Source organism: Acidithiobacillus sp. AMEEHan, from assembly GCF_030996345.1.
In the GTDB taxonomy this organism is placed as follows: Bacteria; Pseudomonadota; Gammaproteobacteria; order Acidithiobacillales; family Acidithiobacillaceae; genus Igneacidithiobacillus.
In genome coordinates this window covers 680,001-692,301 of the sequence record NZ_CP118747.1, presented here as the reverse complement: position 1 = coordinate 692,301, position 12,301 = coordinate 680,001, and the positions used below count along the sequence as shown (strand labels likewise).

General features: G+C 59.7%; 14 protein-coding genes (1 of these 14 running past the window's edge). 4 read left to right on the top strand and 10 right to left on the bottom strand.

Annotation, left to right across the window (positions count from 1 at the left end; genetic code table 11):
* Nucleotides 1–12: 12 nt before the first annotated feature.
* The 8 genes from ruvA to ORD17_RS03540 form a co-directional block, all read right to left on the bottom strand.
* On the bottom strand, nucleotides 13–594 hold the full coding sequence (gene ruvA / locus ORD17_RS03575) for a Holliday junction branch migration protein RuvA (protein ID WP_308389519.1): 582 nt from the start codon (nucleotides 592–594) through the stop codon (nucleotides 13–15).
* The gene (gene ruvC / locus ORD17_RS03570) at nucleotides 591–1,100 is read right to left on the bottom strand and encodes a crossover junction endodeoxyribonuclease RuvC (protein ID WP_308389518.1); all 510 of its coding nucleotides are present in this window, start codon (nucleotides 1,098–1,100) and stop codon (nucleotides 591–593) included. Before ruvC ends, ruvA begins: the two co-directional genes overlap by 4 nt.
* A 33-nt stretch (nucleotides 1,101–1,133) precedes the next feature.
* Complete coding sequence (locus ORD17_RS03565; protein ID WP_308389517.1) at nucleotides 1,134–1,889, bottom strand: YebC/PmpR family DNA-binding transcriptional regulator; 756 nt, start codon at nucleotides 1,887–1,889, stop codon at nucleotides 1,134–1,136.
* 65 nt (nucleotides 1,890–1,954) lie between these two features.
* Nucleotides 1,955–2,563 carry a lysophospholipid acyltransferase family protein gene (locus ORD17_RS03560; RefSeq protein ID WP_308389516.1) on the bottom strand — a complete coding sequence of 203 codons (609 nt, stop codon included), beginning with the start codon at nucleotides 2,561–2,563 and terminating at the stop codon, nucleotides 1,955–1,957.
* Nucleotides 2,564–2,568: 5 nt separating this feature from the next.
* Complete coding sequence (nadA, locus tag ORD17_RS03555; protein ID WP_308389515.1) at nucleotides 2,569–3,660, bottom strand: quinolinate synthase NadA; 1,092 nt, start codon at nucleotides 3,658–3,660, stop codon at nucleotides 2,569–2,571.
* 36 nt (nucleotides 3,661–3,696) lie between these two features.
* Nucleotides 3,697–4,146 (bottom strand): dihydroneopterin triphosphate diphosphatase, encoded by a 450-nt coding sequence (gene nudB / locus ORD17_RS03550; RefSeq protein WP_308389514.1) that lies wholly within the window; start codon nucleotides 4,144–4,146, stop codon nucleotides 3,697–3,699.
* Nucleotides 4,127–5,917, bottom strand: coding sequence for an aspartate--tRNA ligase (aspS, locus tag ORD17_RS03545; RefSeq protein WP_308389513.1), 1,791 nt, complete (start codon nucleotides 5,915–5,917; stop codon nucleotides 4,127–4,129). Before aspS ends, nudB begins: the two co-directional genes overlap by 20 nt.
* 72 nt (nucleotides 5,918–5,989) lie before the next feature.
* The gene (locus ORD17_RS03540; RefSeq protein WP_308389512.1) at nucleotides 5,990–6,250 is read right to left on the bottom strand and encodes an FmdB family zinc ribbon protein; all 261 of its coding nucleotides are present in this window, start codon (nucleotides 6,248–6,250) and stop codon (nucleotides 5,990–5,992) included.
* 114 nt (nucleotides 6,251–6,364) lie between these two features.
* Here ORD17_RS03540 and ORD17_RS03535 point away from each other — a divergent pair, with 114 nt between their 5' ends.
* The 3 genes from ORD17_RS03535 (at nucleotide 6,365) to ORD17_RS03525 (ending at nucleotide 9,881) form a co-directional block, all read left to right on the top strand.
* Nucleotides 6,365–7,021 (top strand): NAAT family transporter, encoded by a 657-nt coding sequence (locus ORD17_RS03535; RefSeq protein ID WP_308389511.1) that lies wholly within the window; start codon nucleotides 6,365–6,367, stop codon nucleotides 7,019–7,021.
* Nucleotides 7,022–7,153: 132 nt separating this feature from the next.
* Nucleotides 7,154–8,704: a hypothetical protein gene (locus ORD17_RS03530; protein ID WP_308390045.1), complete on the top strand. Its 1,551-nt coding sequence runs from the start codon at nucleotides 7,154–7,156 to the stop codon at nucleotides 8,702–8,704.
* Nucleotides 8,694–9,881: a type II secretion protein gene (locus ORD17_RS03525; RefSeq protein ID WP_308389510.1), complete on the top strand. Its 1,188-nt coding sequence runs from the start codon at nucleotides 8,694–8,696 to the stop codon at nucleotides 9,879–9,881. The genes ORD17_RS03530 and ORD17_RS03525 overlap by 11 nt, the downstream gene beginning before the upstream one ends.
* 53 nt (nucleotides 9,882–9,934) lie before the next feature.
* On the opposite strand, the gene ORD17_RS03520 is transcribed toward ORD17_RS03525, so the two are convergent.
* A complete protein-coding gene (locus ORD17_RS03520; RefSeq protein ID WP_308389509.1) occupies nucleotides 9,935–10,432 on the bottom strand; it encodes a DsrE family protein in 498 nt (165 codons plus the stop codon).
* Nucleotides 10,433–10,442: 10 nt separating this feature from the next.
* The gene (locus ORD17_RS03515) at nucleotides 10,443–11,762 is read right to left on the bottom strand and encodes a porin (RefSeq protein ID WP_308389508.1); all 1,320 of its coding nucleotides are present in this window, start codon (nucleotides 11,760–11,762) and stop codon (nucleotides 10,443–10,445) included.
* A 299-nt stretch (nucleotides 11,763–12,061) separates the two neighbouring features.
* On the opposite strand from ORD17_RS03515, the gene tyrS reads away from it, so the two are divergent.
* Nucleotides 12,062–12,301, top strand: partial view of a tyrosine--tRNA ligase gene (tyrS, locus tag ORD17_RS03510; RefSeq protein ID WP_308389507.1) — the beginning only. The gene runs 969 nt beyond the window's last position; the window shows 240 of its 1,209 coding nt (coding positions 1–240); its start codon is at nucleotides 12,062–12,064; the stop codon falls past the right edge of the window.

The window sequence follows — 12,301 nt, the reverse complement described above, 5'->3', positions numbered from 1 at the left end:
ACAAAGTTCCCGCTAGCGACGCGCAAGAATTTGTAAAGATTGACGAATCAGTTCTTCGATGGGGAGTTCTCCCGACAATCCATCGACTACCCGTTGCGCCTCAATGGCCTTGTAACCCAGGCTCTGCAGGGCGGCGATCGCCTCCTGTTTGGGATCGCTGGCCAGCGTGTCAGGCTCCAGGGTGGCGCCGCCGCCGGCGATCTTGTCCTGCAACTCAATGATCATGCGCTCGGCCGTTTTGGCCCCAATGCCGGGGATGGCGGTGAGCTGCCTTTTATCTCCCAGAAGCAATGCCTTGCGTAACTGCCCGACTTCCAGACCTGCGAGGCAGGCGAGGGCCACCTTGCCGCCAATGCCGTTGACCTTGATCAGCAGACGAAAGAGTTCGCGCTCGTCGAGGGTCAAGAAGCCATAAAGCAGCTGCGCGTCCTCGCGCACGACAAAATGCGTGAATACCTGTAACGGACTTCCCTCGGCGGGGAGCCGATAGAAACTGGACAGGGGCATCTCGATTTCGTAGCCCACCCCCGAGACATCGAGCCACAGCCAGGGTGGTCGGCGTTGCAGAATATTGCCGTGCAGACTGGTGATCATCGACCAACGACCTCGCGGGTCTGCCAAAAAAGTTGCGTGCCAGCACTGTGGGCGTGGCAGATGGCACAGGCCAGGGCATCGGCGGCGTCGGCCTGGATCGCCTCGTGCACGCCGAGGAGACGACGCACCATGTGCTCCACCTGGGTCTTGTCGGCGTGACCGGCGCCAACGGTCGCCTTTTTGATTTGCAGCGCCGTATATTCGGAAACCGGTAAATTATGCTCCAAGAGGGCGACCAGCGCCGCGCCGCGGGCCTGGCCGAGTTTCAGCGCGGAATCGGCATTGCGTGCGAGAAAGACCTGTTCTACGGCAGCGCTCTGGGGCGAAAAATCGCGAAGTACCTGCTGCAGACTTTGGTGGATAACGGCGATTCGCTGCAGAAATGCTTGCCCGGAGAGGTTGATGCAGCCGTGGGCGATATGGCGCAGACGCCCTGCGGAATCAGCCTCGATGATGCCGTAGCCGGTGCGCAGGGAGCCGGGGTCGATGCCGATGATACGCTGCATGGCTGCTGGGGGTTATTCGTCGCTGACCGCTTCTCAGGATGCCGCTGCCTCCAGCCGCGCCATCTCCTCTTCGCTCAGCTCGTAATTGGCGTAGACGTTCTGCACGTCGTCATTTTCCTCCAGAAACTCGATCAGGCGCAGGAGTTTCTCCGCCTCCTCGCCACGGACTTCGATCGTGTTCTCGGGGATCATGGTGATCTCGCTATCCTCGGGTTGCAGCCCGGCATCTGCCAGTGCCTGGGTCACTGCGTGCAGGTCGGTGGGCGCGGTATACACGGCGATCCGTTCCCCCTCATTGACCACATCTTCCGCCCCGGCCTCCAGGGCCGCCTCCAAAATACGGTCTTCGTCGGCATCGGCGGGGAAGGTGAGCAAAACCCGTTTTTTGAATTGGTAGGCCACCGAGCCTGCGGTGCCCATATTGCCCCCCCGCTTCGAGAAAATATGGCGAATCTCGGCCACCGTGCGCACCTTGTTGTCCGTCATCGTCTCCACCAGGATGGCGACACCACCGGGGCCGTAGCCTTCATAGGTGACCTCCTCGTAGTCCACGCCCTCCAGCTCTCCAGTGCCCCGCTTGACGGCGCGCTCCACGGTATCCTTGGCCATATTGGCCGCATAAGCCTTGTCGAGGGCCAGACGTAGCCGAGAGTTGCTGCCGGGGTCACCACCACCGGCGCGCGCCGCTACGGTGATTTCGCGAATGAGGCGGGTAAAGATCTTGCCTCGTTTGGCGTCTTTGAGTGCCTTCTTGAATTTGATGGTGGACCATTTGCTATGACCGGACATAAGCAACTCCTGAATCTTCACAACTCGCTGATAGCGCGCATGATAGCCCAAATGTCACGCAAACGTCATGCCAGGGTGGTGATGGCGCTGCGGGTCGCGCCGAGGATCTCGCCGGCATCGGCATCCGGATGAAAATGCAGGGGAACTCCGTAGCGCAGTACGGGATGCTGACGCCGCAGCCAGGTCTGCCAGTCAGAGGAGTACTGGCGCACGCCCAGGATGCGGGCGGGGACCACGGGTGCGGCGCTCTCGCGTACCAGCCAGGCCAAGCCCTTTTCCATCCCGCCGCGGGCGATGCCGCCTTCGGGAAAGATACCGAGAACCCGCCCGTTCTGCAGTAGCCGACGCGCCTGCAACAGCGCGCGTAGGTCGCGGCCGTCGCGGCGCACCGGGATACACGCGCTGAGGTCCAGCCAAGGGCGCAGCCAGCGCAGATCGTAGTATTCCTGTGCCACCAGAAAGGAAATCAAGCGCTGATTGCTGGCAATGAGCAGCAGGGGGTCAAGTACCGAGAGATGATTGCAGGCGATGATGGCGGCGCCGGACGCGGGAACCGTGCTGGCGTCCCAATGGCTGCCTTGGTACCTCCGCGCATAACAGACGATGCCACGATGTAGGGCACGTTGCAAAACCGTCCAGTTACCGATCTGGTCGGCGGCAGCCGCCAGCACCATCGTGCTCAGGACTGCTCCAGCATGCGTTGCAGGGCGATCCGTGCCTCTGCGGCGGTCTGCTCGGGCACGCGAATGACATTGCGCTCGCGACCGGCGACCAATTCCTCCAACGTCAGCGCCAACTGCTCGGGGTCGATGCGAAACATGGTTGAGCACATGCAGACCATGGGAGACATGAACTCCACGGTCTTCCCCTCGGGACGTACCTCCTCCGCCAGGCGGGTGACCAGATTGATCTCCGTGCCCACCAGCCACTCGCTGCCGGGTTCCGCGGCCTTCACGGTTTTCAGGATGAAATCCGTGGAACCGACAGCATCGGCCATAGAGCAGACCTCAAAGGCAGCCTCGGGGTGAGCAATGACCTTGCCGTGGGGATGCGCGGCGCGCCAGCGTTCGATATGAATGGGCTGGAACATCTGATGTACCGAGCAGTGCCCTTTCCAGAGCAGGATCTTTGCTTGACGAATCTCTTCCGCTGCAAGGCCACCCAGAGGGAGTTCGGGATCCCAGACCGGCATCTCGCGCAGGGGAATGCCCAATTGATGCCCAGTCCAGCGCCCCAGATGCTGATCGGGGAAAAAGAAGGCTTTGGGACGCTGGTGGAAGCCCCAGTCGAGAATTTTGCGCGCATTGGAGGAGGTACAGACCGTGCCACCATGCCGCCCACAGAAGGCCTTGATTTCGGCGCTCGAGTTGACATAGGTGACGGGCGTGATTTCCACCTCGGGATCCAGGACAGTGCGCAGCTCCTCCCAGGCGCGCTCTACCTGCTCGATATTTGCCATGTCGGCCATTGCGCAGCCTGCCTGTAGGTCGGGCAGGATGCTTTTCTGCTCGGGGCGGCTGAGGATATCGGCTACCTCGGCCATGAAGTGGACCCCGCAAAATACGATATGTTCGGCGTCCAGCTCGGCGGCTGCCCGCGACAGTTGCAGCGAATCGCCGTGAAAATCTGCGTGGCGATACACTTCCTCGCGCTGGTAGTGGTGTCCGAGAATGACGGCACGCGAGCCCAGCGCCGCCTTGGCGACGCGAATCCGGGTATCGAGTTCCGCCGCCTCGTTGCGTCCGCGAAATTGCACCGTGTCGACTGTCACTGCTATCCCCGTCCCGTCCACCCCGAATCCCTCAAGCTAAGAGGCCGCACGCCCGGCGTCAAGGTTGCCGAAGAGGCGAATGATGGCGTTGCGGTTGGTCCACGAGCCGCAGCGTTCCGCCGCTTCGGCGGGCGACAACCAGGCAAAGGCGCAATGCTCCTCTGGACGCAGGCGTGGCGGTGCCGTCCTTGCCAGGCAGAGGGTGAAGATTCGCTCTTCGTTCTCTTTCACCCCGGGCGCGTAGCGCTCCGACCAGGGCGGAACGATGGGAAAACGGTTACGCACGCCGGTGTCGATCAGGCCAGTGGCAGCAAAGCCGGTCTCTTCCCCAAGCTCCCGCTCCGCCGCCTGGCGCCAGTCCTCTCCCGGCTCCAGGCTGCCGGTGACCGACTGCCAAAAACCTTGAGGCCGCACCCGTTCCAGCAGCAACACCTGTGCCGTGGTATGAACGAGTATGAGTACCGACTTAGGGATTTTGTAGCCCATCTCCGACCCCCGGCCGCAGCCGGATGCCAAGCTCCTGTAACTGCCGATCTGCTACCGGGCTGGGTGCTGCGGTGAGCAGGCAACCGGCCTTTTGCGTCTTGGGGAAGGCGATGACGTCACGGATGGTGTCGCTGCCACTCATCAACATTACCAGGCGATCGAGCCCGAAGGCCATGCCGCCATGGGGTGGCGCACCAAAGCGCAACGCGTCGAGGAGGAAGGCGAATTTGTCCTGCGCCTCTTCGGGACCGATCCCCAGGGCAGAAAAAACTTCCTGCTGCACGTCATGGCGGTGGATACGGATACTGCCGCCGCCGATTTCATTGCCATTCAACACCAGGTCATAGGCACGCGCCAGAGCATGTTCGGGATCCCGGCGCAGGGCCTCGAGATCCGCCGACTGCGGGGCCGTGAAGGGATGATGGGTGGACGTCCAACGATTTTCCTTGTCGTCGTACTCGAACATCGGAAAGTCGGTGATCCAGACCGGTTTCCATCCTGCCTGCAGCAGCCCGAGATCCTCCCCGACCCGGTTGCGCAGATTGCCCAGGGCTTCGTTGACCACCTTGGCGCGGTCGGCGCCGAAGAAGAGGATGTCGCCATCCTCAGCCTTGCTACGCTGCAAAATCTCCTGTAGCACCTCTTCCGAGAGGAACTTGACGATGGGGGACTGCAAACCCGCTGTCCCCGCCGCACGATCGTTGACCTTGATCCAAGCCAAGCCTTTGGCGCCGTAGATGGCGACAAAGTCAGTATAAGCATCGATCTGCGTGCGACTGAGGCTAGCACCCCCGGGCACGCGCAGACAGGCCACGCGGCCGCGCGGCGCATCGGCAGCGGCGCGAAAAACCTTGAATTCGACACTGCGCATCAGATCGGTCAGCTCAGTCAGTTCCAGCGGATTGCGCAGGTCTGGGCGATCCACGCCAAAGCGCTGCATGGCCTCGGCGTAGGTCATATGGGGAAAGGGATCCGGCAATTCTGCCTGCAAGACATCCCGGAACAGGCCGCGAATCATGGGCTCGGCCAAGGCCATGACGTCCTTCTCTTCGACAAAGGAGAGCTCGATATCGATCTGTGTAAATTCTGGCTGCCGATCGGCGCGCAGGTCTTCGTCACGGAAGCACTTGGTGATCTGGTAGTAGCGATCGAATCCCGCCACCATCAACAACTGTTTGAAGAGTTGCGGGCTCTGTGGCAGGGCGAAGAATTCCCCGGGGTAGGTGCGCGAGGGTACCAGATAGTCGCGCGCGCCTTCAGGTGTAGAGCGCGTTAGCACCGGAGTTTCCACATCGATGCAGCCGGCTTCGTCGAGGTAACTACGCAGATAGCGGGTGACTCGATGGCGCAGACGCAAGTTCTGCAGCATCTGTGGTCGGCGGAGATCGAGGTAGCGATATTGCAGACGCAGATTTTCGCTGATGCCCTCTTCATCCAACGGAAAGGGCAAGGCATCGGCGCGGCTCAGAATTTCGATTTCGTCCGCCAGAACCTCTACCTTGCCACTCGCCAAATGTGGGTTTTCCGTCCCGGCAGGACGTGCGCGCACCTTGCCGGCAACGCGCAACACGAATTCCGAACGACAGCCTTCGGCGCTGGCAAACGCCGACGGGCGATCGGGATCGACCACCACCTGCACCAGACCCTCACGATCGCGCAGATCGAGAAAGATCACCCCGCCATGGTCGCGCCGCCGTTGCACCCAGGCGCAGAGGGTGACCGACTCGCCGATTTGTTGTTCCGTAACCTGGTGACAATAATGACTGCGCATGAGGGTGTATCCTGGCCAAAAAATTGAGGGCCCGAGAGGGCCCGCTAATGGTGTCGCTCCCGACGCTCTACGTCAATGACAAGCGCAGGCGCCGCCCGCACACGGCGGTGCCGCGTTGGCGCTGCTCTCCTCGCTCTTGGTCGTTTTGCTGGAACCCTTGAAATCCGTTGCATACCAGCCGTTGCCTTTGAGAGCAAAGCCGCCGGCGCTGAGTTGCCGCTCCAGTCCGGGCTTGCCGCAGGCCGGACAATCGACCAGACGCGGGTCGGACATTTTCTGCTCGGCGCTGAGCTGATGCCCGCATTCCTTGCATACATATTCGTAAGTTGGCATCGATACCACTCCTTCTCTTACCCCAATCGGCTTATTATAAGTATGTTCTCGCCCTTGCCAATACAAGGGAGTACCATCTGCTCGCCGCATTCTTTCTTACAGAGGTACACGGACTTGCTTAGTGCAGATATCCACGGCGCGTTGCGCACTCTGATCGCACTGTTGGCTATTCTGAACCCGATTGGCGCCGTGCCCATCTTCATTGCTCTCACCAACGATGAGACTCCGCAGCAGCGCCTGCAGACGGCGAAGATGGCGGCGCGAGCGGTAGCAGTGGTGCTGTTGGTTTCCGCCTTTCTGGGGGAATACATCCTGCATTTTTTTGGGATCAGCATCGCCGCTTTTCAGGTCGCAGGTGGGATGATTCTGATGTTGCTCGCGTTCAATATGCTGCAGGCCAAGTCTGGAGGGCGCTACAAACATACCCCGGAAGAGGCGGCAGAGGGGATGCAGAAAGAGGCGGTGGCGGTAGTACCGTTGGCTGTTCCTCTGCTCGCTGGACCGGGCACCATGGTCACCGTCATCATCGCGCACAATCGCAGCAATTCGTGGCTGGCCAGCGGTCTCCTGGTCGTCGATATTCTGATCATTAGTCTGGTGGCCTATGCGGCCCTGCGCCTTGCCGAACCCTTGAGCAACAGAATGGGGGTTACCGGGATCAATATCTCGACCCGGATTTTTGGTCTGATTCTCGCGGCGATTGCCGTCACCTTTCTCGCCAATGGATTGTCCACGCTTTTTCCGGGGCTACATGCCACCGCCATCTCATAAGTGAATCTAAATCGCCTATCAACCGCGGTTGTTGGTAAGAAAGCTACTGTTTTGCATACAATATAGAAGGGAACAGACTCGTCACCCGTTTCCCGACCCGGCTCACGCCGCGGCACATGCTGTTGTACAAGAATTAGAGGTACGAAGATTAACGCACGGTTACAAGAAAAAGATCTGCAACTTCAGGAGCTGTCTGCTCGCTACGACTGGCCCACGGTCGAATACGATGAATCTCTGACTGCCTCTGCAGCCATCCTCCGTCGCCTGAATGTCGATGCGCTGCGCGCGGAGTTGTGGTTACCCATCCGCTGGGATGCTGACGGTGCCGAGGTAATCGTTTGCAACCCGGAAGATCCGCAGCTCGCGGAGCATATCCGCGCGACCCTGGGGGTCGAAGAACTGCGGCTGCGTTTGGCCACCCCAGCCGATCTGATCCGTCTGATCGAAAACAGCGCCGATCTCAACGAACATTTTCCTGTTTCCGGTGGCCGCACCCCTCTAGCCAAGGTGCGCACCTATCTGGCGGGGCTGCGCACCCGCTATGCCGCACAGCGCACCCAGTTTGCCCGCAGCCGCACCGGATTGGCCCTAGCGCGTACGGGTCTCACCTTCATCAGTATTGCTGTCGCCTTTCTGCGCTTCTTTGGTGGCGGCGACCTTCTGCTTTTTGAGCTTCCCCTTCTCGTCATTGGCGTCGCTGCCATCGTCGATGGGATCCTCTGGTATCTGCCGGCACGCCAGGAATCGGTGCGGATCAAGGCCTATCCGCCCTATGCAGTCCCCGAGGAGTACAGCGCGTTGGAAGTCCGCATCGAGCATGGGGAGCTGCAGTTCGAGCGCAGCCCCACCGTCCCAACGGCGACGGCACTACGGCAGCATTGGGATGCCCTGTCGCCGGTGGAGAGGCGCCGTTTTCTCGCCAACGATCGGACGGATCTGGCGGAGGAACGCACCATCCTCGCCTACTTGCGGGTGCAAATGGCCAAGGCCCGCACTGGGCTCGCCTTTGCCCGCACCGGGGTGGCTTTTGCCGGTATCGGCATTGGCTTCGCCCGCAAATTCGCCCTGGGACCCTGGACCATTTTCGATGCGAGCCTCATCGTCATTGGCACCTTGATGTTGATCGAAGGCTTTCTCTGGTATCGACCTGGTCGCCATGCGGCCAACCGTGCCCTCGAGGCGGTTCGTAAGAATTGGGAGAGGGTCGGCCCCTGGGATACCATTTTCGCTTCCCGTTGCCTGTATGCCGGCGGCGGTGACCCCGTCGCTGAGGCCACTGGTGCCAATGCTGCTCCCGGCGTCTACGCCACCACTGGGCTGGCCCTCGAGCGCACCACCCTTGCCGACAAGCGCAATGCCATGTCGCGTTTGCGCACGATCATGGCGCGCTCGCGCACGGGTATGGCCTTCATGCGCACCGGCTTCAGCGTCATGACCGTGGGCGCCGGCCTCTTCGTCTATTTTCACTTTACCGGTCATGCCCACATCCTTTGGACTGTCTTTGACCTGAGCCTGGTGATCATTGGCCTCTACCTGATTGGCGATGGCCTGCGTTGGTACCTCCCTGCCGAAGCCATCAAGCGCCGTTCGCCTTTCGTCGATGGGAATTTTGAGATTGCCGATGCTGACTACAGTCTCCCCAAAAGCGCCTGGAAGCGCATTTTCTATCGCTATGACGACTGAATCCTCTTCCCCCTACCAGGGGCTGGTCGACGCTGCCGTCCTCGACGCCGCGACTCTGCACGTTGCCCAGCGCAGCGCTGCCCGTCGCGGCATTCATACCGAACGCATCCTGCTGCACGAGCTGGGGGTGTCGCGCTGCGCGCTTCTTGAGGCTCTGGCACGTTACTACGGCTGCGCCTTCCTCCAATACGACGAACGGCTGCCGGTGCCGACGGAGCTCTTTGCCGGTCTCGACCCCAAGCAACTGCGGACCCAAGGATGGTTTCCCGTGCGCAAAGTCGGGGAAACGGTGATCGTTGCTGCCGTCGATCCCAACGCTGCGGAAATGCGCAATGCGGTACGTAAGAGTGTGCCTGCGTCTGTCTATGAGTTTCGCGTTGCCCTGCGCGAGGATGTCTCCTGGTATATCCAGGATTATCTCCATGCCGAAGCGCCCCTGCTCATCGGTATCGAGCGCACAGGGCTTGCCTACTGGCGCAACACCATGGCGCACTGGCGTACCAAACTCGCCGCCCATCGTACTGCGCATGCGCGGGCCCGGACTTCCATGAAGCTGCTGCGCTGGGGGCTGGCCATGATCGCCTTGGCGAACGTCCTCACCCACCTGACCGCCAACGTCCTCTCGCCCTATCACCTGCCGATCCTGCTCGTAGGCATTCTGCTGGCGTTCATCGGCCTGGTCGATTACCTGCGGGTACGTAAAGCGCGCATGGATCTCCCCTGCAGCAAGGAGCTTTTCGACATCACCATCGAGAACATACGCTTTACCGAGCGCTATCATCTGCCAGAAGCGCCCATCCATGCCAAGGATGACAGTCCTCTCGCCAAGCTCGCTGCCGCCATTCCCAACCATTGCTCGGTGTTGCGGCCGGTGCCCGCAAGTAAGGAACGCACCCATCTCGCGCGGGAGCGCAACATCCTCGCGGCGCAGCGCACCATCGCCTCCAGTCAGCGGACCTCCTATGCCCGCGCCCGCACGGGGCTCTCGTTGATCCGCACCGGCGTGGCTTTCATCGGCCTTGGCATCGCCATCCACAAGTTGCTGGGAGAGAGCCCCTACAGTTTCACCGAGTACCTGCTCATGGGGGCGGGCGCCCTGATGCTGATTGATGGCCTGCTTTGGTATCTCCCGGCGCGGCGCCTCAAATATGGCCTAGGACGCGAACTTTCTCGCTAACAAAAAAGGTGGCCCAAAGCGCGGCCACCTCAAGCGGGCTGAGAAAGATTGTATTAGGGTTTTATGTAGTCAAAGCCATGGGATTCGAGCTGCATGATGCGCACGATCCCCGCCGGTACGATGACCACCGATGGATCGAGGGGCGGCAAGTGGCCGGTCTTTTTCTTGAAAGCCTCCATGCTGTTATGGCAGACGTCAAATTCCACCCCTTCGGCATTGATGGCGGCAATTCGATCGGCAATGGCCTTGTTTTTGGGTAGATACATTTTGATGCCGGGCCCGAAGGCGACCACCACGATCTGTACTTGCTCTTGCCCAAAGTAATTGAGCAGGTTCTGCGCATTGTTGAGAGTGAGGTTCCATCGCGCCGGGTCGGCTTGACTTACCTGCAACACCACCTTGGCCTTGGCAAAGGGGTGATCATGAATGAAGGTGGGCTTGTTGAAGTCGAAGTCGTGCAACATCGATACATTGGCCCAGGCCGGGAGACTGCTGCACAGCAGCAGCACCGGGACGCTGAGAAGAAGGAGAAAACGGCGAAAAATTGGCATAGGAAACCTCTCAGAAAGCGATCATGGCTTGTAAAGCGAAGACGTTATCGACGGAATTTGCCACACTCTCACTGGTCGCATTGGGATGCGGCACATCCAGGGTGCGGAAGTAATAACCCGCCATCAACTTGGTCAGCGGAGTGAAGTGATACTGCAAGCCCACGGCATAGGTCTTGAAGATGCGATTCTGTGCCGGATCATTGGGCAGGCGATTATAATAGTCATAGCGCAAATTGACCTCGATATGCTTGGTCAAAAACAAGCCGCCCTCCACCATGTATCCCCAGGCCTTGTTGCCAATTCCCGGGTACAGTTGGGTCTGGTACAAGGCTGCCTGTTTCAGGTCGGCCTTGTTGAAGGCAGCAGGTGCATCGATCCAGCCATTGCCGCGCATATATTCAAAGCGGAACTGCCGACCCCAGGGATGCATATATCCCTGGAGGTATTGCAAGTCGGCGCCGTAACGATTCATGTCATAATTGACGCCATCAAAACGTGGCACGGCGTGCTGGTACCAGATGCCGCCCTGAATGTCACTGCGAAATGGTCCCTTGCCGCCCAGAATGTACGCCTCTTGCAAGCGTACTGCTTCCATCGGCTCATTCGATTGGTTCCCAGCAGCGACGGTGCCATACATCCCGACCATGGCGCCGTAGGTGAATTCCCAGGCGCCATTGCGAAACCAGTCAAAAACCATGGCACCGGGATATCGGTATCCGTTAACCCCCAGTTTTTCTGTGCCGGGAATCAGGTAGCCGGCGGGGCTATCCTTGCTGACATAGGCAGAATTCAGCATGGGCTGGTTCATCAACTGGTTGATGACCGTTGCGCTAATGACATAGTTATAACTCATGAAGCCCTGCATGGCGCCTTCGCTACTTGGGGCGCGAATCAAACCCACCTCCACCCGGGCTCCGGGGATGTAACTGAAAGTGACGTGACCATCGATCAAACCCGGTTGATACCCGCCGCGCACGTGGGTAAAACCGTTATTGCCGAATTCGCCTGCGACAAAATAGGAGATATTCGGGTTCAGGTTCCCGCGAAACATGATGCGAGCGCGCAGAATCCCGGCGGTGGTGTTCTGACTGAAGTCTGGCCCAATCTGATTAATGTGGGGCACCTCGTGGAGCAGGCCATCTTCAGTACCGGGTTGCGCCCAGACTGTCGGCTCGATAAAGCCCGATACTCCAAACAACGGGGCCTTTGCCGGAGAGATGCCTTGCAGCTCGAACCAGTTGGCGGCCTCCGCCCCCGGGGCATACAAGAAGCCGGCAGCGAGCGCGGCGGATACGACTCCTGATAGCAGTAGCGGTTTCGTTCTGGTCATGTATCACCCCTATGATTATGAATGTGCGGCTTACTAAGCAAGGCACATGCCATTGCTCGTATTGTCTGGGAAACCAATCGTTAATGGACATTACGACTGATGGGATGGATATTTTTTAGCTGGTTTGCTGTGCCAAAATGCATTTTCCCTGTTCTCTCGGGAACACCAGAAATTTCCTATAAAATAATTTTCCAAGAGAGCGGTTCCGGGCGTTTCCGTAGCAAGAGAGCCTCGCCTGGCTTCGTCCAGGCCGGCAGCGATGCTACCATCGCCCGTGAATTTGGCAGATGGAAGGTAACATGGATCACGCGACAGCTTTAGGCCAATTGCAGCTCGGCGCAGCCGATATCCTGCCCGAGGGTGGTCTGGCCTCGCTATTGCAGCGAGCAGAAAATGAAAAACGGCCGCTACGGATCAAGCTGGGTATGGACCCAACGGCACCGGATCTCCACCTCGGTCACACGGTTCTGCTACACAAGGCACGCCAATTTCAGGATCTGGGGCACGACTTGCTGTTTCTCATTGGAGATTTTACCGCA